Consider the following 25,938-nt stretch of genomic DNA (forward strand, 5'->3'; position numbering starts at 1 on the left):
TGCGGTCATGCCGTGGATCGGTGGGCCGTCGGGGCTGAGGATCTACACGTACAGTGCAGCCGAAGGGGGAATCCGATCGGTTTTCACCAATCAGGGTCCCGGATGCCGTCCGGTCCGTGCCACGGGGCTATCCGTCGCGTGCGCGCGGCCTCGGATGGAGTCGGGTATTGCGGAGAGGTTGGTGCCCTGGTGGAGGGAACCGTCGAAAAGTTCGACGCGGCGCGTGGCGCGCGTTTGTCTGCTTACAGTGCTGTCTCCACGTCATTGGCGCTGCGCAGTGATCGCGAACTGCGCGAGCTTGTGGATACGGCTGTGCCGCTGGGATCCGGCATCGGCGGGACCTCGGCGTTGCTGGAGGTCGACGGGACCTCGGTCTTCGTCAAGCGGCTGGCGCTGACCGATCTGGAAAGGCAGCCGGACAACGTCCGGTCCACGGCGAACCTCTTCGGGCTACCTGTCTTCTGCCATCCCGGCCTCGGGGTCCCCGGGGGCCCGGGTTGGGGGGCCTGGCGGGAGTTGGCCGTGCATAGCATGACGACGAATTGGGTGCTCGCACAGGATCATGAGGGCTTTCCCCTGATGTACCACTGGCGGGTGTTGCCGCGCACCGGGTCGGCGCTGCCCGAGGAACTGGCTGACGTGGAGAACGTGATCGCCTATTGGGAAGGCGTGCCACAGGTGCGCCGCCGGATCGAGGCAGTGCGGGATTCCACGACCTGCGTCGCACTGTTTCTGGAGTACATCCCGCAGAACCTGCACGACTGGTTGGACATTCAGGTCAAGGCCGACGATGAGACGGCCGTGTGGGCATGCGCCATGGTGACGAAGGAGCTCGAGGCCGCAATCTCTTTCATGAACGCCCGCGGGCTCCTGCATTTCGATGGCCACTTCCAGAACATCCTCACCGACGGCGAGCGGCTGTTCTTCACCGACTTCGGCCTCGCGATCTCCTCCCGGTTCGACCTGTCGAAGGAGGAGATCGACTTCTTCGCCGAACACCAGACCTATGACCGCAGCTACACCCTCACCCACCTGGTGCAGTGGCTCGTCGTCGCCCTGTACGGGTACAAGCACGACGAGCGCATCGAGTTCATACGCGCCTGCGCCCGAGGGGAACCGCCGACGGGTATTCCGCCGCAGATCGCGGCGATCCTCACGCGCCACGCCTCAGTCGCAGCGGTAATGACGGACTACTATCGCGAGTTCCGTTTCGAGAGCAGGCAGACCCCGTATCCGCTGGAGGCGATCCGCCGGATCGGCGGGCCGGACCTGAGCCCCTAGCCACACGGGATGGACCGCGGCGAACGCACCTACCGATCGGCGGGAGTGATGGCGCGGGGGCGGATAAGGGTATCGGAGGCGTACTCCTCCAGGGCGTGGGCGACCCAGCCCGCGGTCCGTGCCACGGCGAACACGGCCTCGCCGGCGCCGGGAATCATGTCGAAGACGCCGCCCAGCACTGCCAGGGGAAAATCGCTGTTGAATTCGGGCAGGCGTCGGATTCGTAATTCGGACAGAATCGTCTCGGCGACAATGACTTTCGGGTGAACGGGCGCGATGGTGCGCAGCATGCGCCACAGGTGCGCGGCGCGGGCGTCGCCGGATTTGTAGACCGCGTGGCCGAAGCCCGGGACGGGCTCGCCACGGCGCAGGCGGTCGCCGACGACCCGGGGGACGGCGGCCGGGTCGGTGATCTCGGCGAGCATGCGCTCGAGGGCCAGTGAGCTGCCGCCGTGCATCGGGCCGCCGAGAACGCCCAGACCACAGCCGACGACGGCGTACGGATCCGCACGGGCCGAGGCAGCCACCCGGGCGGCGAAGGTCGAGGACGCCAGTTCGTGATCGGCGAGCAGAATGAGCGCCGTATCGAGCACCTTCAACTCGTATGCGCCGGCGGGTCGGCGTGCGGACAGTCGCGACCAGAGCATGGCCGCGACGGACCGGTCCAGCGGCTCGGACAGCTCCGGCAGCGCCTCGACCATGCCCGCGATCAGCGTGCGACCGGTGGCGGCGACGGCGTCCGGATCACGCTCGAAGCGCAGGGGATCGCTGACCGCCAGGGCGGCGACCGCGATCTGCAGCCGATCCAGCGGGAGCAGCTCGCCCGGCAGAGCGCCCTGCACGGTACGCGCCGTGGCCGCCGACGCTGCCCGGCAACGCCAGGGGCCGGTATCGGAAAGTTCACCGCACCACAGCAATTCGGCGACCTCCTCGAAGCCGTGGCAGTCGGCCAACTCCAGCGCGTCGTGACCGCGATAGTACGGCCGGTCCTCGCCGAGGGCGGTGATCCGGGATTCGATGGCGATCTCGGTCGGGGCGGGCGCGCGACGCGGTCTGCCGCGCCTGGCCAGCCGTTCGACCTCGGCGGGATCGAACAGGCTGCGCCGATCGCCTGGGTCGAACCGACGATGCAACACCCCGCGGCTGACGTAGGCATACAGCGTCGCGGGCTTCACACCGAGCCGCTCCGCCGCGGATTTGGCGTCGATCCACTCCATAGGTTGACTGTAATCAACATTGATTCATATTGACCGTATAGCGCACAGTAGACCCGTGACGACCCTCATCTCCCAGTTCGAGTACCAGTCCAAGGCGTGCGCGAAGCTCGGCTCCCCGCTGTACGCCGAACTGCTGGCCGCCGGCGCGCGGGATGTCCTCGACGGTGGGCCGTGCGCGGCGGCCGTGGCCGGTTTCGAGGACGAACCGCGCGACGCCGCGCTACCACTGCGATTCATGGCCGCGGTGCACGCGTTGGTGCTGTCCGGCGCCGCACCGGACTTGGCCGCGTACTACCCCAGCGCCGGGGCGAGCGCCCGGCCGTACGATCTCGACGCCTGGCCGATCTTCCGTGAGGTCGTTATCGGACAACAGGATTGGATACGAACCTGGCTCGCGACCCCGCCGCGCGCGCCGCAGACCAACGACGTGGGTCGCGCGGTGCCGCTGCTGGCCGGCCTGCTGGCGGCGGTGGACGCGACACCCCTGCCGGTCCGCCTATTCGAATTGGGCAGCAGCGCCGGACTGAACCTGCGCGCGGACCATTTCCACTGGCGCACCGGCGATCTCGAGTGGGGCCGGACGGACTCGCCGGTCACCCTCGGCGATGCCTGGGAGGGCCCGATCCCGTCGTGGCTGGAAACGGCGGTGCGACATCATCCCACGGTGCCGGTGATCGAGCGCCGGGGTTGCGATCCCGCGCCGATCGATCCGCTGTCTGCGCGGGGGGCCTTGGCGCTGCGTTCATATCTCTGGCCCGACCAGGTCGAGCGGGCCGCACGGCTGAACGGCGCACTGCGCCTGGCCGAATCGGTCCCGGCCGAGGTAATCCACACGGGCGCAGCGGAATTCCTGAGCAAGGTGGATCTGGTCCCCGGCACGCTGACCGTCGTCTGGCATTCGGTCATGCGGCAGTACGTCCAGGTCCAGGAATGGAAGGCGGTGAGTGCGGAGTTGGATCGGCTCGCCGCGGCCAGTCGCGCGGATGCCGCATTCGCTCACATCGCCTTCGAACCGCAGTTGAATCGGGACGACCGCAACGGTTTTCGACTAACGGCCCGGATAGGCAGGCAACCCGAGACCGTACTGTCTCGGGCCAAACCACACGGCGTTCCGGCCTTCGTCTTTCCGGATGACCGGATTTGATCACCACGGGTCGCCCGGGTGCACTGGCGGTTCGTGCACCGACCCGGCGTCCATGATCGACCTGCGGGCGGGCCCGATCTACATGAAGCGCCTCATCCGGGGAAGGCCGATCAGCTGAGGCTGGATCGGTGTACTCGCGGCGGCGGTGCTGGTGGTCTGGGGGCGCCCGGGCTCCAGCGATCGAATGACGACCGCCCAGCCTCACACCGCGGCGGGCAGGTTCGCGGGACGCACGAACAGGTGCCCCCAGGCGATCTGCGCGACCGAGGCGATGCCGTCCGGGTCCTCACCGATTCGGTCTCCGGCCAGGTCGACGAGCGCCCGGGCCAGGCCCAGGGCGGGCACCCCGTGGATTCGGGAGATCTCGAGGATCTCGGCGAACGCCTCGGCCGGGCTGTACCGGCGCTGGGCGATCAGCACCCCCTCGGCGGTGTCCAGCATGCGGGCCGGGTTGCGGTGGAAGGTCTCTGTGCTGGTCTGCATGGTGATGTCTCCTGGGGCAGTGGTGTCGGTCGTCAGCCGCCGCAAGGGATTTCGATCGCGGCGGATTGAGGGGAGCAGAGACAGGACTGTCGAGCCGTACTCGGATACGGACCGTCATTGGATGGCATCTGGTATCCCTCACCTCCTCGCCGTCGAATCAGTATGACCGAGCGAACGCGCCCGTCACCGGATGCCAGGATAGGAGCAGCCCGGCATCGGGGCAAGACCGGCGCTCCGCCCGTCGGATCTTCGGCGCCGCACGACGTAACCCCTGGTGGGTGGCCGGGCCGATCAGTCGCTCGCACCCGGGTTGTCGGTGGTGCTCGCTACTGTGCCGGTGTGACCGAATCGACCACCACCGAACCCGTCGATATCCGGGCCACCCGCGAGGCATACGACCGGATGGCCGAGCTGTACACCCGGCGATTTGCGAACGCGCTGGCGGCCGAGCCGTTCGATCGCGCCATGCTCGGGGTGTTCACCGAGCTGGTGCAGGCCGACGGCGGCGGTCCGGTCGCCGATATCGGCTGCGGCCCCGGCCGGATAACCACCCATCTGGACGCCCTGGGCCTGGACGTATTCGGGATCGACCTGTCCCCGGAGATGATCCGGCTGGCCCGCGCGGCGCGCCCCGATCTGCGCTACGAGGTCGGCACGATGGAGGCCCTGCCGCTCGGCGAGGGCGCCCTGAGCGGGCTCGTGGCCTGGTACAGCATCATCCATCTGCCGCCCGAGCGGGTGCCCGGCATGCTGGCCGAATTCGCGCGGGTGCTGTGCGTGGGCGGGCGACTGCTGATGGCGTTTCAGACCACCGACGTCGGACTCGATCTGCAACCGCACGATCACAAGGTGACCAGGTCCTATCGCTGGTCGGTATCCAGAGTGGAGGAACTGCTGCGGCCGTGTGGATTCGAGGTCATGGCGCAACTGCTGCGCGCCCCTGAGCCGGAGAGTGCGTACGGAGCCGGGTATCTGATCGCGACCCGCGTCGACCGGGGATAGACGACAGGCCGGCACGGCTTGCGGGGTCGGCGAGGTGGACGAGCTCAGGAGCGATTTCGTGGTAACCAGGACTATGCGCACCTCGTATGACGTGGTCATCGTCGGCGGCGGCCATAACGGGCTGGTGGCGGCCGCGTATCTGGCGCGGGCCGGGCGTTCGGTGCTGGTGCTGGAACGAGGCTCGCGGGTCGGCGGGGCGGCCGTATCGGAACGGATCTTCGCCGGGTTCGACGCGCGGATGTCGCGATATTCGTATCTGGTGAGCCTGCTCCCGCGACAGATCGTGGACGATCTCGGGCTGTCGTTCGCCACCCGTCGGCGCAGGATCTCCTCCTACACTCCCGTCGGTGACACCGGGCTGCTGGTGGATACCGAGGACGCGGCCCGCACCAGGGACAGCTTCCTGAAGCTGACCGGATCCGATGCGGATTTCCGTGCGTGGCAAGAGTTTTACGGGATGACAGCGCGACTCGCCCGGCGAGTGTTCCCGACGATGACCAGCCCCCTGCCCACCCGTGCCGAACTGCAACGCATCGTGGACGATTCCACGGCCTGGGAGGCCATCTTCGAACGCCCGCTGGGGGAGACGATCGAGTCCGGATTCGCCGACGACACGGTCCGCGGCGTCGTACTCACCGACGCGCTGATCGGCACGTTCACCCACGCGCACGACCCGTCGCTGCGCCAGAATCGGTGCTTTCTCTACCACGTGATCGGCGGCGGCACCGGCGAGTGGAACGTTCCGATCGGCGGCATGGGCGCACTCACCGACGCACTGGCCGCCGCGGCCCGCGGCGCGGGCGCCGAGATAGTCGTGAACGAGGCGGTCACGGCGATCGATACCGATGGCGCGATGGCCGAAATCCACTGTGCGAGTGCGACCGTCGGGGCACGATACGTCTTGATGAACGCCGCGCCGCACGAGTTGTCCCGGCTACTGGGCAAGACCCCTGCCGAAACCCCCGAGGGTTCCCAGTTCAAGGTGAATATGCTGCTGCGTCGGCTGCCCCGGCTGCGCGATGCGGTCGACCCACGCGAGGCGTTCGCCGGCACATTCCATATCGCCGAGGCGTATTCCCAGCTCGAGCACGCCTATCGCGAGGCGGCCGACGGAGCGCTGCCCACCGTCCCGCCCTCGGAGATCTACTGCCACACTCTCACCGATCCCTCGATCCTGTCCCCGGAACTGTCCGCCCTGGGCATGCACACCCTGACCCTGTTCGGATTACACACTCCGGCAACTCTTTTCCGCGCCGATCCCGAGCGTTCCGCGGAGCTGCTGCTCGATTCGACGCTGGCACAGCTCGATTCGGTACTGGCCGAGCCCATCCGTGACTGCCTGGCCACGGATGCGAACGATCGCCCCTGTGTGGAAGCCCGTACGCCAACCGATCTCGAACGTGAGGTCGGCCTGCCCGGCGGTCATATCTTTCACCGCGACCTGAGCTTTCCCTACCGAACCGACGACGATCCGAGCCCGGCCGCTCGCTGGGGCGTGCGAACCGAGCATCGCAACGTATTCCTGTGCGGCGCAGGGGCAGTACGCGGCGGCGGTGTCAGCGGGCTCGGTGGCCACAATGCCGCGAAAGCGGTGCTGGAGTCCTGGGAAACATAGACCCCCGCGAACCTCAGCGCAGCACGGTGCGGATCACCAATGTGCGCAGGGGAAGCTCGAATTCGCCATCCGCGGTCTCCGGAATCTCGCGCAGATAACCGGTGACCCGGCCCAGCAGTTCGGCGCGCTCCCGCGGCGACACCACCAGCGTATGCGAGTGGGTGCCGATCGTGGCAGCGAGCGATTCGGCGGTCCGGCGCTGCGTATGCGGGAAGCGATGCTCCGCGAACTCCTGGAACAGCGGGTGCGAGGGCATGCCGCGAGCCACCGTGCGACGGCGGAAAGATGCGCTGTCGATGGATATCCGCTCCAGCTCGGCCACCCACTCCACCTCGGTGTCGTTCATATTCCACAACGCCGCGAAGACCCCGCCGGGACGCAGCACGCGCGCGATCTCCGGGAACGCACGCTCCTGATCGAACCAGTGCAGGGCCTGTCCCACGAGCACCGCGTCCACCGAACCGTCGGGCAGCGGGATGGATTCCGCGGTACCGGCCAGGGCCTCGATATCGGGAAGGCGCATCGCGAACGCTGCGCGCATCGCCTCGTCCGGCTCGACCGCCCGCACGCGCGTACCGGCCGCCACCAGCCCCGCCGTCAGCTTGCCGGTCCCGGCGGCGAGATCCAGCACGTCCGGATCCGCACCGCGCGGACCCAGCGGTTCCAGCGCCCACCGGATCGCCGCCGGCGGATAGTCGGGCCGATGTTCCTCGTAGGCGGCCGCGGCGGGGCCGAAGGAGCCGGCCCTGCGAGCCCGCAATTCGGCGTCGTCGAGTTCCGGGTCGCTCGCGCTGGTCACGAATTCGAACTTACCTCGGTGACACTCTGCTCGACGACCTCCTCGACGATGCCCTCCTCGGTCTTGCCGAGCAGCCCGATCTGGGACAACCGACGCGGCGGCTCCCCCTCGTGGCCCTCCGCCCACGCCTCGGCCACCGACAGCCGGATCAGGCGGCGTGCGACATAGAACAGCAGCGCGGCCAGCGGGAGTTCGCCCAGACAGGCCGTGAGCAGGGAGACGTACAGGTCGGACGTGTTCCAGTCCATGACGACGTCGAACCAGGCATCGCAGCACAGCAGGGTCGCGGTGACGATGGCCCAGGGAATGAAGATGCGGCGGCGCAGCCAGGCCCACAGGGCCGTCATGCCGATAGCGGCAACGAGGAAGCAATCGAACCCGACCCAGGCCACATCCCACTGACGCACCTCTTGCCGGGACGGCAGGCTGGTGGCCAGATAGACGATCCAGGGGATGAGGAATACGAAGCTGCCGGTCACGACAGCCAAGAACAGCCGGCGCAGATGAACCGCGGCGGGATGGTTGGGTGCCAGTCTCAGTGTCATACCCCTACCTCCCTGGCAGGTTCTCGCCCCGGCGAGTCGATGGACGATTCAACCGATAATGCCTAGTAACCGCTTCGTCAGCCGAATTAATTCCGCTGGTCAGGCGGAACCAGATCACATTCGCCTGCCAACCTGTGCGCGTCACCATCCAGCATCCCATGAGCAACCGCACCTCGCACGCGCAGACCTCGGCTGGGGGCGCACCCGGACCACTCGGCGCCTTCCTCGGGCGACGCGCTCGCACTGTCCCCGCCCGACGCGATGCGGCGCTCGACGAAGGCACACCTGGCACACCCGACGCGGCTGCTGTGCAGGCCCGCGTTCCGGATGCTCATGCCCCACGCCGCCGACGATAATGTCCATCGCATTCACGGCACGGTTCGGTCATCGCCCGGCGATCGCATCCGATGTCGACCAGGGTGTTGCCGCCGAAACCGGCCGGGGCTGCCTCAGCGAATGACGGGTAGCGCCGATCCCGGCTCGGCCAGCCACAGCAGCCAATTCGGCACGATGAGCGCCGAGAACTCCTCGTATCCGGCCGCGGCGGGGTGGAAACCGTCGCCCTCGGCGACCGTGCGCATCCAGGCGGTGTTCTCCCGCAACGGCTGATGTACGCGCACATAGGGAATGCCCTGTGCCGCACAGATCTCCGTGAACTGCGCATCCAATGCCGCACTGCGGCGGTTGTGTTCGTCGTCGGAGACCGGCGGCGGGGCGACCACGAGTGCGGACCAGCCGCGGTCGGCGGCGCGGCGCAGCATCGCGGTCAGATTCGCGACCGAATCCTGTTCGGGTACCCGTGTCCGGCCGTCCAGCACGGCGGCGTCGTTGACGCCGAAGGAGAACACCACGCGCGCATCGAGGCCCTCGATATCGGCCGAGAGGCGCTGCGCGCATTCGGCCTCCCAGCGCACCGCGATATCCGCCGAGGTCTGCCCACGCACGCCGAGGTTGTAATGGGTCAGCGGCTGACCGGCCGCGATGGCCCGCTGCACGAGCCGACCCGCCCAGCCCAGGCACTGCGGATCACCCACACCGGCCACCAGCGAGTCACCCACGAAGCAGATTCGGACATCACGGATCACGGGGGTGATACTCGCACGGACACCTGCGGGACTCACGGTGAAAGCGGGAAATGGCACATCGACGGCAAGCTCGGTAGCCCATAAGATCGTCCTGGTTCGTCCGGAGGGGAGTTCGTCATGGAAGCGCAGGCGCCGCTGCCGCGGTGGTTCACCGATCTGCTGGCGCATCGCCGCTGGGTTCACCGGACCCATCCGTTCCCGCACGTGTATGTGCGCGAGGTGTTCGATCGACGCTTCTACGAGCGGCTCGCGGCGGAATTCGAGAAGGTGAGCGACCCCGCGTCCGGCCTGTTCGGGCCGGTGGCGCAGGGGTACAGCGCGACGGGGGCGAACCTCACCGCGATACGCGACAGTCCGCTGGAGATATTCCTGTCGCGGGCCTGGCACGACCTGATCGCCGGGGTGGTGGGCGCGCGCGGCGCGGTCACCGGCGATGTCGAGGGCTCGCTGCACCACCACGAGCCGAACAGTCCCCGCGGCTGGCCGCACAACGATCTGGCCCCGGCATGGTTTCCGGACCGTGTCCCCGGGCCGGGCGAGGTGGGGCTGCCCGCGAAAGATATCGACCTGAAATCCGGCGCCCGGCCGGACGGCGTGGAGGCGCGCGAGCTGGTGCGCGCAGTGGCGGTGCTGTTCTATCTCGGCAATGGCGACTGGCAGCCGGGCCACGGCGGGGAGACCTCGCTGTTCACCGCGCCCGACTCTGCGGCGCCGGAGTCCATGGTCAAGGTTCCGCCGCTGAACAATTCGATGATCGTGTTCGAGTGCGCTCCGCGCACGTGGCATACCTTCGCGGGCGGCAACACCGCCGCGCGCAACAGTGTGGTGATGTGGCTGCATCAACCACGTGAGCAGGCGGTACGCCGCTGGGGAGGTACCGGAATTGTCGACTGGTGATCAGCGCCGGGTCGTGCTTCTGACCGGGGCCGGCGGGCTGCTGGGCAATGCGTTCTGTCAGGCGTACTCCCAGCAGTACGACATCGTCGCGGTCTGCCGCACCCGGGTGCCCGGGGTGCCCTCGCAGCAGGAGTGGTTCATCGATCCGCTGGCGCCGCAGGATCCCGTGCCCGAGAACGAGTCCCGGGTGTTCGTGGTACGCGCGGATCTGACCCGCGCCGGTGAGGTGGAGCGCGTGGTGGATATCGCGCTGGCCCGCTACGGCGCCGTGGATCTGCTGGTGAACAATGCCGCGTACTGGCGGCACACCCCGAACGGCATGGTCGACGGCGAGACCGCGCTGGAGGAGTTCGAACCGCACTTCGCGATGAATGTCGGTGTGCCATTGCGGTTGTCGACGCGGCTGGCGCAGCGATGCTGGCTGCATACCGGCCCGCAGAACCGGGACCGCGGTCGCAATATCGTCAACGTGTCGAGCCTGTCGGGTTCCCGGGTGTATCCCGGCGGTCAGGCGCTCTACGCGGCGTCCAAGGCGGCGCTGGAGCACCTCACCCGGCATCAGGCCGCCGAATTCGCCGAATTCGGGGTGCGGGTCAATGCCATCGCACCCGACGCCTTCCCCGCGAACGTGCCGACCCTCCGGGTGGCCGCCTCCATCGTCGAAATCGACGGTGGCACCATGAACGGCGATGTATTCGGAATCGCCGCACGGGAGGCACAGGACCCCGAACCGGAGACGCAGCCGGAACCGGCCGCCGGCCGGCACGGGAGATGAGCGTCACGTCACGGCGTGTTGCCTCCGGCAGGCCAGGTAGCCTCCTGCATACTCACAGCTAGTCGACCGAGAGGACCGACGCAGCTCCTCGATCCGAAAGTGCCGAAACGACATGCGAGTCGACGGGCGGGAGATCCCGGTCTCGGGCAGCCTCCTGCAACCACGAAACCGCCGCACCAGCGATATTCTGCGCGTGATCGCGTCCGCGGTGCTGGTGGCGCTGGTCGTGGCGGGCTCGCTGATCACCCGGTCGCGCTGGGAGGCCCTGGAACGGTCGGTCTCCGGCATTCTCGGCATCCTGACGCCCGAGCAGTCCAATATCGTTTATCTGTCATACGGCATCGCTATTCTGGCGCTACCGTTCGCGATCCTGGTCCGGTTGATCTTCCGCTGGCAGTGGAAGCTGCTCGGCGGATACCTCGCGGCCGGGCTGATCGCCGTGCTGGCACTGTCGATCACCGGCACCGGGATCTCCGGGCCGCGCTGGCACCTCGGCCAACCACGACAACTCAATACCTTCCTGTCCCAGTTCCTGGACGATCCGCGCTGGATCGCGATGCTGGCCGCGGTGCTGACGGTGGCCAGTCCGTGGCTACCGGCCTCTTGGCGGCGCTGGTGGTGGGCGCTGCTGCTGGTGTTCGTACCCCTGCACCTGTTCGTCAGCCTGGTGGTCCCCTCCCGGGCCATGCTGGGCCTGGCGGTCGGCTGGCTGGTCGGTGCGGTGATCGCGCTGGTCGTGGGCACGCCCGCACTCGAGGTGCCGCTGGACGACGCGGTACGGGTGCTGGCGCGGCGCGGATATACCGTCACCGCGGTGCGAGTGGTCCGCCCGGCCGGGCCCGGGCCGTTGCTGCTGTCGGTCGACACCGGACCGGACCATCGGCTGACGGTGGAGCTGTACGGGCAGAACCAGCGCAGCCGCGGCATGCTGCGTCAGCTGCGGCGGTGGGTGGCCTTCCGCAGCAGCGAGCGAACCCCGGCCTTCGCCTCGATGCGCCGCAGCGTGGAACATCGCGCGCTGATGGGCATCGCGATCGGGGATCTGGGTCTGGCCAGCAATAAGCCGCTGACCGTCGCCGCGCTCGAGCGTGGCTGGATGCTGTACGCGCACACCGTGCCCCGGGGCAATGTGCTGGCGCAATCGCACGGCGACGCCGTCCATCTGCAGGTGTGGCAGGCGCTGGCGAATATGCATCGCGCCCAGATCTCGCACGGGGATCTGCGCGCCGACGAGATCCGCGTGGTGGACGGCCGGGCGCTGTTCGGCGGATTCTCCGCGGCCGAATTCGGCGCCTACGGCACGCGATTCCAGGCCGATGTCGCGCAGTTGCTGCTGACCACCGGATCGCTGTTCGGGGCGGAATCGGCGGTGCGCACCGCGATCGGCGCACTGGGCGAGCAGTCGGTGGTGGATGCCTCGCGGCGACTGACGAAGACGGCGATGCCCAGGCTGCTGCGCTCCTCGGTCCCGGACGCGGGCGAGGTGATGGCGGCGATGCGCGACGAGGTGTTGCGCCAGACCGACGAGGACCGCATCGAGGCCGCGCGCACCACGCGGTTCTCCCGCAACCAGATCATCCAGCTGGTGCTACTGATCGCCCTGGTGTACGTGGCGTATCCGTACATCAGTCAGGTGCCGACCTTCTTCACCGAACTGCGCTCGGCGAACTGGTGGTGGGGCCTGCTGGGTCTGACGGTGTCGGCGCTGACCTATATCGGTGCGGCGATGGCGCTGTGGGGATGCGCGGGTGAATCGGTGAATCCGCGCAACCTGCTGCTGATGCAGATCGCCAATACCTTCGCCGCGACGACCACCCCGGCCGGAGTGGGCGGTCTCGCGCTGAGCGTGCGGTTCTTGCAGCGCAGCGGCCTGGGCGCGGTCAAGGCGACCGCGGCGGTGGCGTTGCAGCAGGCGGTGCAGGTGATCACGCACGTGGTGCTGCTGGTCATATTCAGCGTGGCGGCGGGCGTTTCGACGAACCTGGCGCATTTCGTGCCGAGCGCCACGGTGCTGTACCTGGCGGCCGGCGCCCTGCTGGGCGCGGTGGGCATCGCCCTGTTCGTACCCAAGGTGCGCCGCTGGCTGCGTGTCGAGGTGCGCCCGCAGCTGGCCGAGGTCGTCGCCGAATTGCGCACGCTCGCACACGAACCCAAGCGCCTGCTGATGATCGTGCTGGGCTGCGCCTCGATCACGCTCGGCGCGGCCGGGGCGCTGTGGGCCTCGACCGAGGCGTTCGGCGGGCACACCACCTTCGTCACGGTCACCGTCGTGACCATGATCGGCGGCACGCTGGCCTCGGCCGCGCCGACCCCGGGCGGTGTCGGCGCGGTGGAGGCCGCCCTCATCGGCGGTCTGGCCGCATTCGGCGTCTCGGCCGCCATCGGCGTGCCAGCCGTCCTGCTCTACCGCGTCCTGACCTGCTGGCTCCCGGTCTTCTGCGGCTGGCCGATCATGCGCTGGATGACCACCAACGACATGATCTGACGGGTCATGCTGTTCAGGCGAGCATCGAGGCCAAACGAGAATTGATCAGGGATTCGGCCTCGGCGACCATGCGGGTGATCAGTTCGGCGCAGGTCGGGATGTCGTGGATGAGGCCCTGGACCTGGCCGGCGGACCAGATGCCCGCGTCCAGATCCCCCTCCTCGAACACACGGCGGCCGCGAGCCCCGGCGACCAGATCGCGGACGTCCTCGAACTTGCCTCCGGCCTTTTCGATCTCGACGACCTTGCGGCTGATCTCGTTGTCCGCCACGCGCGCGGTGTTGTGCATCGTGCGGAAGATGAGCTGGGTGTCGCGCTCGGTATGGGCGACGATGCGCTCCTTGACCTTCTGATGCACTGCGGATTCCTGTGTGCACAGGAAGCGGGTGCCCATGTTGACCCCGTCCGCGCCCAGGGACAGCGCCGCGACCAGGCCACGGGCATCCGCGATGCCGCCGGAGGCGACGATCGGGATCTCCAGCGCCCGTGCGGCGGCGGGGATCAGGATCAGGCCGGGCACATCGTCCTCGCCCGGATGCCCGGCGCATTCGAACCCGTCGATGGATACGCCGTCGACGCCGATCTTCTGGGCCTTGAGCGCATGCCGCACGCTGGTGCACTTGTGCAGAACCTTGATTCCGGCGGCCCGGTACGCGGGCAGGAAGGGCTCCGGGTTGCTGCCCGCGGTCTCGACGATCTTCACCCCGGACTCGATGATCGCCTCGACATACCGCTGGTACGGCGGCGGGTTGATCGAGGGCAGGATCGTCACGTTCACGCCGAACGGCTTGTCGGTCAGCTCGCGGGTGCGGGCGATCTCGCGGCGCAGATCGTCCGGGGTGGGCTGGGTGAGCGCGGTGATGAAACCGAGGCCGCCGGCATCGGCGACGGCCGCGACGAGTTCGGCACGGCCGACCCACATCATGCCGCCCTGCACGATCGGGTGTTCGACACCGAACGTCTCGGTGAACCTGGTGCGCAACATCGGTGTCCTCCTACGGTCCGGATGCCGTCGATAGTGGCATGCGGCGGATGGCGCGGACAAGCCCGATGTGAGTCCAAGTTTGCGTTATAGCCTATGAATACCTTCGAGATACAGGTGTCCGAAAGAGCTGGAAAATCAACTAACTATGCATCTGAACTGCTGATTAGTACGATGAGAAGATCTTCATCGATCTTTCTCTGTAACCCTTGTCACGCCAAAAAGTTAGCTGGTATTCTCAATCGTGTTCCGCCGTGGACGCCGCCGGGGTAGGCCGGTGCGCGCCAGCGGCGGTTCCGAAGGGAGTTCGTGCATGACCACCGGCGCCCAGTCGCTCACCGAGCCCATCCGGTCCAGGCGCAACCACTGGAACAATCAGGTCGCCGTCCACGCGGCGATGCGCCCGGATACGGTGGCATTCCGCTTCAAGGGGCAGGACACCACGTGGAAGCAGTTCCACGAGCGGTCGCAGCGGTTCGCCGACGCGCTGTCCCGGCGCGGGGTCGGGCTGGGCGATCGGGTGCTGCTGCTGGCGCTGAACTACACCGAATACATCGAGGCGGTCTTCGGCATCAACGCGCTGGGCGCGATCGCGGTGCCGGTGAATTTCCGGCTGACCCCGCCGGAGGTCGCGTACATCGTCGCCGACTCGGGCGCGAAGGCCATCGTCACCGACACCCTGCTCGCCCCGCTGGCCACCGGCGTGATGGGGCAGGCCGCAGCGCTCGAGACCTGCGTCGTCATCGGCGGCAGGAGCGGTGACGGCGTCCTCGGATATGACGAACTCCTGGCCGAGCAGGGCGAGGGCCATGTGCCGCTGGACATTCCGGAGGACACCCCGGCGCTGATCATGTACACCTCGGGCACCACGGGCAGCCCCAAGGGCGCGGTGCTGACCTACGAGAATATGAACGCCCAGGCGCTGACCTGTATCCGTGCCATGGAATTGGACGGCGAGGCGATCGGCTTCTGTACCTCGCCGCTGTTCCACATCGCCGGACTCGGCAGTCTCACACCGTATTTCATGCTCGGCGGCACCACCGTTCTGCATCCGCTGGGCGCCTTCGACGCGGGCGAATGGCTCGACGCGGTCGAGCGCGAGCGGGCCACCGCGGCCTTCTGCGTCCCCGTGCAGTGGCAGATGATCTGCGAGGATCCGACGCTCGGGCAGCGGGATCTGGCGCTGCGGATGCTGTGCTGGGGCGCGGCGCCCGCGTCGGACACCGTGCTGCGGGCGATGGCCGAGCGCTTCCCGGACGCGCGCAACGTCGCGGTGTTCGGCCAGACCGAGATGTCGCCGATCACCTGCGTACTGGACGGCAAGGACGCGATCCGCAAGCTGGGTTCGGTCGGCAAGCCCATCCCCACCATCGCCGCGCGCATCGTCGACGACGAGATGAACGATGTCGCACCCGGAGAGATCGGCGAGATCGTCTATCGCGGACCGACCCTCATGCGGGGCTATTGGAACAAGCCCGAGGCGACCGCGGAGGCCTTCGCCGGCGGCTGGTTCCACTCCGGGGATCTGGTCCGCCAGGACGAGGAGGGCTTCGTCTACGTGGTGGACCGCAAGAAGGACATGATCATCTCCGGGGGTGAGAACATCTACTGCGCCGAGGTGGAGAACGTGCTGTTCGCGCACCCCAAGATTCACGAGGCCGCGGTCGTCGGCCGCACGCACGAGAAGTGGGGCGAGGTCCCGGTGGCGATTGTCGCCCTGACCGATTCGGACGACTCGCTGACGCTCGAAGAACTCACCCCCTTCCTCAACGAGAACCTGGCCCGCTATAAGCACCCCAAGGATCTGGTGATCGTGTCCGAACTACCGCGAAACGCCAGCGGAAAGGTCGTCAAGCTCCAGCTCCGCAAGGATTACTCGGCCTAACGCCCGGCATGCCGCCGCATCCGATTTCCGCGGCGGAGGCGGATTCGACACCCGGAAAGGCCACAGTGTGCCTATTCTCTCTTGTCGTAGTCGCAAGGAGGTTTCGTGTCGATTCGTCGGACTGCGCTGGTCGCGACCATCTGTGCCGCGCCGCTGCTGAGCGCGCCGCTGGGCCACGCCCAGCCGCCGGTGCAGGGCGCCGGCGGCTGTGGTCAGGGCGGCCTGATGACCGGTCGTCTCACCCCAGGTAGCGGTAGCGCGGGCCAGACCATCCGCCGCGAGGCCACCCTCACCGACTGTGCCAGCCCTTTGCTGCCGGGCATCACCGCCGGACGTTTCGAGGTCTCCATCCCCTGGAACGTCACGACCGCCACCACCACGGCCACATTCGCCTGGTCCAACGGCGCCACCAGCATCGGCCGGGGCTACGGCAACGGCATATGGCTGATCACCGAGGGTCCGGCCACGGGCCACGGCATCCAGATCAACGCCGCCGACACCTGGAGCGGCTGGTACCTCAGTTCCATGGACGTCCCGGTCACCTCGGCCACCTTCGTGTCCTGAGCCGATCCCTGCGCGGGCGGCGTGCGACGGGCAGGATGGGATCATGCCCATCGATACCACCCGCACCGCGGTCCTGGCTCTGCACTGGCAAGTGAATGTCATACGGCCAGAGGGCTTTTTCGGTCCCCTGCTGGCCGGCCCGGTGTCCGAGAGCGGGGTCGTCGACCGGGCCCGCGACTTTCACGCCGCGGCTCTGGCCGCGGGAATTCCGTTGATCTTCACCAGATTCACCGTCCCCGCGGGCGAGGGCGGGCTGGTTCGCAACACCGGATTCATGCGCTCGGTGGCAGCCGCGCAGATCGACTTCCGCCCCGACAGCCCTGGCGCACAGCTCATCCCGGAGATGAGTGAGCAGGCCGCAGCGGGTCTGGTCTTCGACAACCAGAAGCTCTCCGGCCTGGCCGGCTCGGCGTTACCGGACTGGCTGGCCGGTCACGGCGTGGACACCCTGTTGATCACCGGCGTCGCAACGAATCTCACCGTCGAGCAGACCGCCCGCCACGGCACCGACCTCGGTTTCACGGTCCACCCGATCACCGACTGCCTCACCGCGGCCACGCCGCAGGAGCACGCGGCCGCCCTGTCCAACCTCGAATTGACCACCGCCGGTGGTTTTTCCGCACAGCAGGCGCTGTCGTCGGCTCAGGTCGGCTGACGCGTGCCCCTCACGCCCTCGCCAGGACGGCGTCGAAATCGTGGCTGGGGATCACCTCGATGCCCTCGGGAAGGGCATGCAGGCGCTGGATGGTCTCGAAGGCCCGATCGCGGTCGGCGTCGAAGAGCTGGCCGGGCATGGGCGCCTTCTCGCGGATCAGCTTGATCTGCAGGGTGTTCCAGATGGCGTCGCCGACCAGCAAAACCCGGGTGCCGTCGTCCACGGCGAGCATGACGCCGATGCTGCCGGGTGTGTGGCCGGGGAGGTCGACCAGCAGGACCGAGCCGTCGCCGAACAGGTCGTGGCTGCGGGTGAAGGTGAGCACGGGCGGGCCGTCCAGCTCGAGATTGCCGATCGCCCGGCCGCGCAAGGGCGCGCGCACCACACCGTAGGGCGCGATCTCACCGCTTGTCGCCCATTCGTATTCGATTGCCGGAACGCGCAATTCGACCGAATCGGGCAGCTCCAGCAGGCCGGAGACGTGATCCCAGTGCAGGTGGGTGGCGAGGGTGAAATCGATGTCGTCGCCGGACAGATCGCGTGCGGCCAGTGCGTCGGCCAGGCCGAGTACCGGCTTGTCCGGTGAGACCAGCAGGCCGACCGGAAACGGCAGCCCCGGCAGCACCCGATCGTGCACGCCCGCACACAGCGCGGGATCGACCAGGAACCGAGCCTGGGCATGCTCGATCAGGAAGGCCCCCATGGCCATCGGCAGATGCCCCAGACTGCGCGCCCCCTCGGCAACGATCGCGGTCGGCGCCGACATGCGGGCCTGCGGCAGCGCGGTCAGGCGAACAACGCCCTTCGCGGGCGGCAGCGGCGCGGCCCGCACACGCGACAGGAACGCCTCGTCCGGCCGGCGCGGACGCAGCAGCCGCCGGGGAGTCGCGGCCAAGGCCGCGCAGCAGTGCCCGAGAGTGCTCAGCACACCGGGCTTGCCATCGGACAAATCGGTCACACCGTCGTTCACGGTGCCGCCCTGAGGCATTCGGTTCGACCGGACCATTCTGCCCTGCGACTGGGCTTCGCGCGCTGACTCACAGCGCCAAAGTAACAGCCGCGCCTGAAAACGCTTTCCAGACGCCCTGAAAGTCCGACCACCGGCAACGACACCCGGGCGGACAAGCGCTTCGGATCCAGGCGACTGACAAGTACATCTGGGCCTACCGGTGCTTTGGATGCATAATCGCGGAGGTACCTGACGACCGGCGGCTGCGTCGGATGCGGTGAGGAGAACCCGTGGGGAACAGTTCTTCGCTCGACAACTCGGCGACCGGGAGTACCACGCGCGATCGGCGCACCCGTCTGACCGCGGCGGCCACCGAGGCCATCGCGGAACTGATAGGCGTACCCGCGGATACCGTCTCGACCAGCACGCCGTTCAACGACCTCGGATTGTCCTCGGTGCAACTCGCGCGCCTGAGCGCCGTGCTCGAGGACGCGCTGGACGTCGAGATCCCGCTGACCGCCCTATTCGATCATCCCGATATCGCGCAACTGGTCGACCACGTAGCGACACCATGACCGGGACGCCCGTCTCGATCATCGGAATCGGTTGCCGGGTACCAGGTGCGCATGGTGTCCGCGAATTCTGGGAGCTGCTGTCCGAGGGCCGGGACGGTACCGGCGCACCGCCGCCCGGCCGTTCGGGAACCCGCAGGGCCGGCTATCTGGACCGCCTGGACAGATTCGACAACGGCTGGTTCGCGATCTCCGATCGGGAAGCCGCGGTGATGGATCCGCAGCAGCGCCTGAGCCTGGAGGTGGCGGTCGAGGCCCTGGACGACGCGGGAATCGGCTATCGAATTCGCGGCTCGCGCGCGGCGGTGCTGTTCGGGGCGTGCGGATACGACCACGGCACGATGGTGCTCGGGCACAGCGGGTACGACGCACCGTACGCGGTCACCGGCTCCGCGCTCAGCATCATCGCGGGCCGGCTGTCCTATGCGCTGGATCTGCACGGCCCCAGCCTGGTGCTGGACAGCGCCTGCTCGTCCTCGCTGGCCGCGGTGGATCTGGCGATGCGGCTGCTGGCCGACGACACGGTGCCGCTGGCGATCGTCGGCGGGGTGAACCTGACCCTGCTGCCGCATACCTCCGACTATCTGGACCAGGGCGGATTCCTGGCCGCGGACGGGCGCTGCAAACCCTTCGACGCCGACGCGGACGGTTACACCCGCAGCGACGGATGTACCGTGCTGATCCTGCAGCGCACCGCGGACGCACGCCGCGAGGGCAATCGGATCTACGCCGAAATCGCCGGTGCGGCGGTCGGATCCGATGGTCGCTCGAACGGGCTCTACGCTCCCAACGGCCTGGCCCAGCAGCAGGTCGTCCGAACCGCTTGGGCGCGTGCGCACACCGATCCGCGCACCGCCGGATATTTCGAATGTCACGGCACCGGCACGGCATTGGGTGACGCCGTGGAGGTGGGCGCGCTGGCCGAGGTCCTGTCCGGTGGGCGGGACAACCCCATCTGGATCGGGTCGGTGAAATCGAACCTCGGTCACCTCGAGGCCGCGGCCGGGGTCACCGGGCTGGCCAAGGCCGCGCTGAGCATCGCGCACGCGAGAATCGTGCCCACCATCAACTTCCGCCGCGAGAATCCGCTGTTGAAGCTGACCGATCGAGGCCTGCGCGTGCCCACCGAGCCGGTCGACTGGCAGGCGCAGGCGCCCCGCGACCGATGGGCCGGGGTCAGCTCGTTCGGATTCGGCGGGACCAACGCGCACGCGGTGCTGCGCGGCGTCGATGCGCCGCCACCGGCCCGCGATATCGCCCCTGCGGCACTGATCCCGATCACCGGCCGCGACCTGAGCGAGGTCCGGGAGCGGGCCGCGCGCTGGGCCGCGGCTCTCGCCGACGAGGGCGCTCTCGGTGACATCGCCTCGGCCACAGCGCGATTGATTCCGGAGAGCGTGCGGGCGGCGGTCCTCGCCAGGGATCGCGCCGACGCTGTCACGCAGCTGGGGGCCCTCGCGGCAGAGCGACCGAACCAGCCCGACTCGGATGCGAGCACGCGGATCGACGCGGAGCGCGGCCGATCCGATACGGTCGAATCCCCTGCTCGGCAAGGTGTTTGCGCAGCCGCCGAGCGCAGGGGCCGGGTATACGGCCCCACCACGCCCCGGCGCGGCGGGATCGTGCTGGTGTTCTCGGGACAGGGTGGGCAGCATGCCGAGATGGGGCGGGGCCTGGCGGCCCGGTACCCGGTGTTCGCGCGGGCCCTGGCCGAGGCCGCCGAGGCGGTGGCCGACTGCGGCGGACCGCGGGTCTGGACGCCGCGAGACGGATTCGCGCACAGCCTGGACGGCACCGCGACCGTGCAGCCGGCCCTGTTCGTCTATCAGGTGGCGGCGGCACACCTGCTGGCGCACTGGGGGATTCGACCGGATGCGGTGATCGGGCACAGTCTCGGCGAGATCGCCGGGGCCGTGGTGAGCGGTGCGCTGTCGCTCACCGACGGCGCCTGGCTCGCGGTGGCGCGCGGCACCCTGCTGGCGCGCCTGGACGGGCTCGGGGCGATGGCCCTGCTGGAGGCCGAGCCCGAGGAGGCCGAGCGGCTGGTGGAGCCGCTGCGCCGGCGGGTCGGGATCGCGGCGGTCAACGGCCCGCGGTCGGTGGTCGTCTCCGGGACCGAACCGCATATCGACACGCTGGTCCGGCGAGCGCGGCGGCAGAATCTGTTCGCGCGGCGGATCGCCGTCGACTTCGCCGCGCACGGTCCGCAGGTGCGCGAGATCGCCGGGGAACTGATCCCGCTGCTGGACGGCATCGATCCGCACGCGCCGCGCGTTCCGGTGTATTCGACCGCACGCCGGGGCGCGGTCCTCACCTCGGCCGCCATGGACGCGCACTACTGGGCCGACAATGCGGCGGCCACCGTGGAATTGGCCGCGGCGCTGGAGGCTGCCACGGCCGACGGCCTGTCCACGGCGATCGAGGTGTCGCCGCATCCGGTGCTGACGCACGCGATCCGCGAATATCCGGACCTGCGCGATTCGACCTATCCCATGGCCGATCGGGACGACGAGTCCGCGGCCCTGCTCGACGCCATCGCCCGGCTGTACCGCGAGGGCCGGTCCGTGGACTGGTCCGCACAGGGGCCGTTCGGCGGACCGATGCTCGAGCGGCGGTGGCGGCGCCAGGATTTCCCGCTCGTGATCGACGCGGGATCCGATCCCGGCCGTGACGATCTGGCGGATCACGTCGTCCAGGGCGTCCCGACCGTCCCGGCGATGTACTGGCTGCGGCAGCTACAGCGCACTACCCGCGACGGCGCCACCCGTCTGGTGGATTTCACCGTGCACGATCGCACCGACCTGTCCGCCCTGGCACAGGTGAGCTATCGCGTCGGCGGTGAACTGGTCGAGGCGGCCGGTCCGCTCACCCTGGCCTCGGCCCGAATCGCCGTGGCCCCCGCGCCGGCCGAGATCGTCGGCTGGATGCGCACCGTCGATGCCCACCGCGCGCACACCGGCCTGCGCCCCCTGGACCCCGCCCGGTTCTACGCCGCGCTGCGCGCACGAGGACTCGAATACGGCCCGCGATTCCGGCCGCTGCGTGGCCTGTTTCACGGTCCACGCAGTGCCATAGGACTTTTCGACCACATCGCGCTCGACTCCGCGGCCCTGGACGGCTGCCTCCAGCTGATCGCCGCGGCGGCCCAGGAGCTGCTGCCCGCCCGCGCCCTCCCGCTGCCGGTGTCCATCGATTCCGCCTGGGTCACCGACACGCCGGCGATCCTGCTGGCACAGGCGCACGCCTTCGTACGCACCGGCGATTCCAGCGGGCTGCACTGCGATGTGCTGGCCACCGACCAACACGGCACGCCGGCGGTCGCCCTGCTCGGGGTCCGTATCCGCTATGCCGAACTGCCCGCTGACCATTCCACCGCCGCACGGCGTCTCGAGTCGCGGCCCGAGGATTCGGCGCCGGCGGTGCGGACCGGCGCGGACAATCCGGCGGCGGGCCGCATCGCGAACTCGTATTCGGCCGCAACGGGTTACGAATGGCTCGCGCCCGAGGCGGTGGATGGCCACGGTCCGTGGGCGCCCGCCCTGTACGCCGCGGGCATATCGCGGCCTCCCGACCCTCCGGCCCAACCGGGACGCAACGGCAGCCCGCGGCTCGAATCGCCCGTCGAGCATCCGGTGCTGCGACGTCCGCAGTGGTATCCGGTCGAGCTGCCGAAGACGAATTCGGCACAGCGGGATTCGCTCGTCGGCAGGGTGCTCGTCATCGGCGAGTCCCGGCTGGCGGTGACGTTGACGCAGGCCGTGGGCGCGCGGCTGGCGGCCGAGCGGATCGCGCGCGATCCCGGCGAGGCGAGCCCGATCGTCCCCGCCGTGCTGACCGGGCGCACCGAGCCGACCGCGGTGGTGGCCCTCTGGCCCGCGGCCGAACCGTCCGGCGCCGTGCTCGCCGAGGTCGGGCGCGCGCTGGAACTGCTGCAGCGGATTCAGGACTGCGCCGCCATGGCCTCGCTGACAGTCGTACTGCGCGAGCGGATCTCACCGGCACAGCAGGGGATCGCCGGGCTGGTCCGATCGCTGCAACTGGAGTCGGGACGTCCCGTACGTCTGGTCTGGGTCCGCGACGACCGCACCGAACCCGGACCGCTCACCGACCTGGTGCTGCGTACGCACGGCCCGCAGGAGATCCGCATCGGACCGGACGGCCTGCAGGCCCGCCGCTTCGTGCCGGTGCTGGACTCGGGTTCGCCCGTCCAGATCTCGGCGGCCGGAACATATGTCGTGACCGGCGGTCTGGGCGCACTCGGCGCGGTCGCGGTGCGCTGGCTACTGGACGCCGGCGCCGGGGAGGTGGTCGCGCTGACCCGCCGCCCGCGCCCGGTACCCCCATTGCTCGAGGCCTTCGAGGATCGGATCGTCGTGGTGCGGTGCGATGTCACCGATCGGCGCGATCTGGCCACCGCCCTGCACGATATCCGCGAATGCGGGCTGCCCATCCGTGGATTCGTCCATTCGGCGGGTGCATTGACCGATGCCGAATTCGGGTCGGTGACACCAGATCTGCTGGCATCGATGTTCGAGCCCAAGCTCACCGCGGCCACCACGCTGCTCGAGCTCACCGCCGAGGACCCGATCGATATCGCACTGCTTTTCTCCTCGGCCACCGGGGTTCTGGGCGCACCCGGGCAAGCCGCGTACGCCGCGGCCAATGCCGCGCTCGACGCCGTGGCGCTCGCCCAGCGGGATCGCCGGGTGATCAGCATCGGCTGGGGCAGTTGGGCATCCGGTCTGGTCTCCGGCGCGGGCGGCGCGGCGCATCTGCGCCGCGCTGGGATCGTCCCCTTCGATCCGGCGCGCGGTACCGCGGTGCTGGCCGCGCTGCGCGGAGTCCGGGATCCCTACGTGCTGGCGCTGGACTACACGCCCACCGCGGATACCTCCGCGGTGGCGCTGCGTCTGCGCGCCATGCTGCCGGTGGACGCCGCCCCGCCACCGGCCGCCGACCCACCCTCTCCCGCACCACATTTCAGCAGTCCGAATCCGGCGTCCACACACCCGCTGCCGACCAACGGATCCCATGAGCCCGTGGCCGCGGTGATCCGCGCGGCCTTGGCCGGCGCGCTCGACCTGCCCACTGAAAACCTGGCGGCCGACGCCGATTTCACCGCCCTGGGCCTGTCGTCGCTGCTGGCGATCGAGGTGCGGCGCACCCTCGAGGCCCGGCTCGGCATTCGGATCGCCACCGCCGAGCTGTTCGAACACCGCACCATCGCGGCCCTGGACGCCGCACTGTCCGACCGGGTTCCGGCCCGCTGAATATCGAACCGGCCATCGGCAAGGGGATGAACATGCACGATCCAGTCGACGCGCTGGCCGCGGCGGTAGCGCGCCACGCGGCAGCGCGCCCACACGAGGTGGCGTTCACCGCCCTGTCCTATTCCGGCCGGACATGTACCCCCAGCTCCTTGACCTTCGGCGAATTGCACAGTGCGGCGGGAAGTCTCGCCGAGCGTCTCGGCGCGACGACGAATCCCGGTGACCGGATCGCGATCCTGTGCGAACACGGGCTCGATTACGTGGTGGGGTTCCTGGCCTGCCTGTACGCCGCGCGGATCGCGGTCCCGCTGTTCCCGGTCGACACCCGGCGCAATACCGATCGCCTCGCTGCCGTGCTCGGCGATGCCGATCCCGTGCTCAGCCTCGTCAGTCCGCAACACGAAACGCGCACCGCGGAAACCGGATTCGCGCTGGGCCGGATCATGCCGGTCTCGATCCGGACCACATCGCGGGCGGTGGCGCCGACGCCGGTCACCGGGCATCCTGCCTATCTGCAATACACCTCCGGATCCACGAAATCCCCGGCCGGCGTCGAGGTCACCCATGCGAATCTCGCCGCGGCATTGAATCAACTGCGCGCCGGAATGCCCGCGGTGCGACACAAGCCGATGGTCAACTGGCTGCCGTTCTTCCACGATATGGGTCTGGTGTTCACGCTGTCGCTGCCGCTGTATACCGGCGTCCGCGCGATCACCCTGCCACCCGGCGAATTCGCCAAACGCCCGATCCGGTGGCTGCGTGCGTGCGGCGACTACGGTGCGGGGGCGACGGCGAGCCCGAATTTCGGTCTCACCCTCGCGGTGTCGGGCACCTCGGCCGACGAGCGCGCGGAACTGGACCTGTCCGAAATCGACCTGCTGCTCAACGGGTCGGAGCCGGTCCGCGCCGAGGCGCTGGCGATATTCACCAAAACCTTCGCCCCGCACGGCTTCCGGCATGCGGCGCATACCGCCGGATACGGTCTGGCGGAGGCAACTCTGCCGGTGACCTTCGGAGTCGCGGACCTGCCGCCGACGGCCGTGGAGTTCGATCGGACCCATCTGGCCGCCGGACGGACGGTGCTCGCGCAGGCTCCGGGCGGCATCGCGCTGGTCGGATGCGGAAGCGCGGCCGGTCAGCAGGTGTGCCTTGTCCATCCCACCCGCGGCGTCGAGGTCGGGCGCGGCGAGGTCGGCGAGATCTGGGTCCGCGGGCCGAATGTCTGTGCGGGATACTTCCGCAAACCCCGCGACACCGCCGACACCTTCGGCGCCCGCCTACCCGGTCGCAGCGGAACCTGGCTGCGCACCGGCGATCTCGGCTTTTTCCACGACGGTCAGCTGTACATCGCGGGCCGGCTCAAGGACATGATCGTCGTCGCGGGCCGCAACCACTATCCGGCCGATATCGAGGCCACGGCCGGGGACGCCGCGCCGGAGCTGCGCACCGGTCACCTGGCCGCCTTCGGCGTCGATGACGGCGCGCGCGAAACCCTCGTGTTGGTGGCCGAACTCGACGATCCGCTGGCCGACCCGGACGAGGTCGGCCGCCGCATTCGCTCGGCGATAACCAGCGCGCACGACATCGTCCCCGCCGAGGTGGTGCTGGTGGAACGCGGCCAGATACCCAAGACCTCGAGCGGCAAGATCCGCCGCGGCGATTGCCGAGCTCGGTATCGCACCGACGAATTGATCCGGATCGCGGCAGCGCCCACGGCCTGACTTGTCGACTAG

General features: G+C 68.9%; 20 protein-coding genes. 13 read left to right on the forward strand and 7 right to left on the reverse strand.

The genetic code is table 11. The features are described 5' to 3' along the window. Positions 1-189: 189 nt before the first annotated feature. Entirely contained in the window at positions 190-1,281 is a 1,092-nt protein-coding gene (locus JZ791_RS19085) for a BUD32 family EKC/KEOPS complex subunit (protein ID WP_216896508.1), read from the forward strand. Positions 1,282-1,310: 29 nt separating this feature from the next. On the opposite strand, the gene JZ791_RS19090 is transcribed toward JZ791_RS19085, so the two are convergent. Next, positions 1,311-2,498 carry a citrate/2-methylcitrate synthase gene (locus tag JZ791_RS19090; protein ID WP_216896509.1) on the reverse strand — a complete coding sequence of 396 codons (1,188 nt, stop codon included), beginning with the start codon at positions 2,496-2,498 and terminating at the stop codon, positions 1,311-1,313. A gap of 55 nt (positions 2,499-2,553) precedes the next feature. Here JZ791_RS19090 and JZ791_RS19095 point away from each other — a divergent pair, with 55 nt between their 5' ends. Next, a complete protein-coding gene (locus JZ791_RS19095; RefSeq protein ID WP_308162984.1) occupies positions 2,554-3,642 on the forward strand; it encodes a DUF2332 domain-containing protein in 1,089 nt (362 codons plus the stop codon). A gap of 201 nt (positions 3,643-3,843) precedes the next feature. On the opposite strand, the gene JZ791_RS19100 is transcribed toward JZ791_RS19095, so the two are convergent. Further along, positions 3,844-4,125 (reverse strand): ANTAR domain-containing protein, encoded by a 282-nt coding sequence (locus JZ791_RS19100; RefSeq protein ID WP_216896510.1) that lies wholly within the window; start codon positions 4,123-4,125, stop codon positions 3,844-3,846. Positions 4,126-4,464: 339 nt separating this feature from the next. Between JZ791_RS19100 and JZ791_RS19105 the strand changes: the two genes are divergently transcribed. Both JZ791_RS19105 and JZ791_RS19110 read left to right on the forward strand, forming a co-directional pair. Further along, positions 4,465-5,127 (forward strand): class I SAM-dependent methyltransferase, encoded by a 663-nt coding sequence (locus JZ791_RS19105; RefSeq protein ID WP_308162985.1) that lies wholly within the window; start codon positions 4,465-4,467, stop codon positions 5,125-5,127. Between the two features lie 73 nt (positions 5,128-5,200). Then, a complete protein-coding gene (locus JZ791_RS19110) occupies positions 5,201-6,742 on the forward strand; it encodes a phytoene desaturase family protein (RefSeq protein ID WP_216896537.1) in 1,542 nt (513 codons plus the stop codon). A 13-nt stretch (positions 6,743-6,755) separates the two neighbouring features. Here the strand turns inward: JZ791_RS19110 and JZ791_RS19115 are convergent, their stop codons facing one another. From JZ791_RS19115 to JZ791_RS19125, 3 genes are all read right to left on the reverse strand, one after another. Further along, the gene (locus JZ791_RS19115; protein ID WP_216896511.1) at positions 6,756-7,541 is read right to left on the reverse strand and encodes a class I SAM-dependent methyltransferase; all 786 of its coding nucleotides are present in this window, start codon (positions 7,539-7,541) and stop codon (positions 6,756-6,758) included. Further along, complete coding sequence (locus JZ791_RS19120) at positions 7,538-8,086, reverse strand: hypothetical protein (protein WP_216896512.1); 549 nt, start codon at positions 8,084-8,086, stop codon at positions 7,538-7,540. The genes JZ791_RS19115 and JZ791_RS19120 overlap by 4 nt, the downstream gene beginning before the upstream one ends. A 449-nt stretch (positions 8,087-8,535) precedes the next feature. Further along, positions 8,536-9,171: a GDSL-type esterase/lipase family protein gene (locus tag JZ791_RS19125; protein ID WP_216896513.1), complete on the reverse strand. Its 636-nt coding sequence runs from the start codon at positions 9,169-9,171 to the stop codon at positions 8,536-8,538. Positions 9,172-9,288: 117 nt separating this feature from the next. Here JZ791_RS19125 and JZ791_RS19130 point away from each other — a divergent pair, with 117 nt between their 5' ends. The 3 genes from JZ791_RS19130 (at position 9,289) to JZ791_RS19140 (ending at position 13,328) form a co-directional block, all read left to right on the forward strand. Then, on the forward strand, positions 9,289-10,068 hold the full coding sequence (locus JZ791_RS19130) for a 2OG-Fe(II) oxygenase family protein (protein WP_216896514.1): 780 nt from the start codon (positions 9,289-9,291) through the stop codon (positions 10,066-10,068). After that, a complete protein-coding gene (locus JZ791_RS19135; RefSeq protein WP_216896515.1) occupies positions 10,055-10,843 on the forward strand; it encodes an SDR family oxidoreductase in 789 nt (262 codons plus the stop codon). Before JZ791_RS19130 ends, JZ791_RS19135 begins: the two co-directional genes overlap by 14 nt. A 112-nt stretch (positions 10,844-10,955) precedes the next feature. Then, positions 10,956-13,328: a lysylphosphatidylglycerol synthase transmembrane domain-containing protein gene (locus JZ791_RS19140; RefSeq protein WP_216896516.1), complete on the forward strand. Its 2,373-nt coding sequence runs from the start codon at positions 10,956-10,958 to the stop codon at positions 13,326-13,328. A 13-nt stretch (positions 13,329-13,341) separates the two neighbouring features. Here the strand turns inward: JZ791_RS19140 and JZ791_RS19145 are convergent, their stop codons facing one another. Then, positions 13,342-14,313 carry an NAD(P)H-dependent flavin oxidoreductase gene (locus JZ791_RS19145; RefSeq protein ID WP_216896517.1) on the reverse strand — a complete coding sequence of 324 codons (972 nt, stop codon included), beginning with the start codon at positions 14,311-14,313 and terminating at the stop codon, positions 13,342-13,344. Between the two features lie 310 nt (positions 14,314-14,623). Between JZ791_RS19145 and fadD5 the strand changes: the two genes are divergently transcribed. From fadD5 to JZ791_RS19160, 3 genes are all read left to right on the forward strand, one after another. Next, positions 14,624-16,195 (forward strand): fatty-acid--CoA ligase FadD5, encoded by a 1,572-nt coding sequence (gene fadD5 / locus JZ791_RS19150; RefSeq protein ID WP_216896518.1) that lies wholly within the window; start codon positions 14,624-14,626, stop codon positions 16,193-16,195. A gap of 105 nt (positions 16,196-16,300) precedes the next feature. Beyond that, positions 16,301-16,759 (forward strand): hypothetical protein, encoded by a 459-nt coding sequence (locus JZ791_RS19155; protein ID WP_216896519.1) that lies wholly within the window; start codon positions 16,301-16,303, stop codon positions 16,757-16,759. 43 nt (positions 16,760-16,802) lie between these two features. Beyond that, entirely contained in the window at positions 16,803-17,414 is a 612-nt protein-coding gene (locus JZ791_RS19160; protein WP_216896520.1) for a cysteine hydrolase family protein, read from the forward strand. Positions 17,415-17,424: 10 nt separating this feature from the next. Here JZ791_RS19160 and JZ791_RS19165 read toward each other — a convergent pair whose 3' ends face one another. Further along, complete coding sequence (locus JZ791_RS19165) at positions 17,425-18,384, reverse strand: MBL fold metallo-hydrolase (protein WP_308162986.1); 960 nt, start codon at positions 18,382-18,384, stop codon at positions 17,425-17,427. Positions 18,385-18,653: 269 nt separating this feature from the next. Between JZ791_RS19165 and JZ791_RS19170 the strand changes: the two genes are divergently transcribed. Genes JZ791_RS19170 through JZ791_RS19180 form a run of 3 tightly spaced genes read left to right on the forward strand, consistent with a single transcriptional unit; the run spans position 18,654 to position 25,926 of the window. Beyond that, the gene (locus JZ791_RS19170; RefSeq protein WP_216896522.1) at positions 18,654-18,938 is read left to right on the forward strand and encodes an acyl carrier protein; all 285 of its coding nucleotides are present in this window, start codon (positions 18,654-18,656) and stop codon (positions 18,936-18,938) included. Continuing rightward, complete coding sequence (locus tag JZ791_RS19175) at positions 18,935-24,205, forward strand: type I polyketide synthase (RefSeq protein WP_216896523.1); 5,271 nt, start codon at positions 18,935-18,937, stop codon at positions 24,203-24,205. Before JZ791_RS19170 ends, JZ791_RS19175 begins: the two co-directional genes overlap by 4 nt. 32 nt (positions 24,206-24,237) lie before the next feature. Further along, on the forward strand, positions 24,238-25,926 hold the full coding sequence (locus JZ791_RS19180; protein WP_216896524.1) for a fatty acyl-AMP ligase: 1,689 nt from the start codon (positions 24,238-24,240) through the stop codon (positions 25,924-25,926). Positions 25,927-25,938: the final 12 nt, after the last annotated feature.

Origin of the sequence: Nocardia alni (genome assembly GCF_019038435.1) — a bacterium.
Lineage (GTDB): Bacteria > Actinomycetota > Actinomycetes > Mycobacteriales > Mycobacteriaceae > Nocardia > Nocardia alni.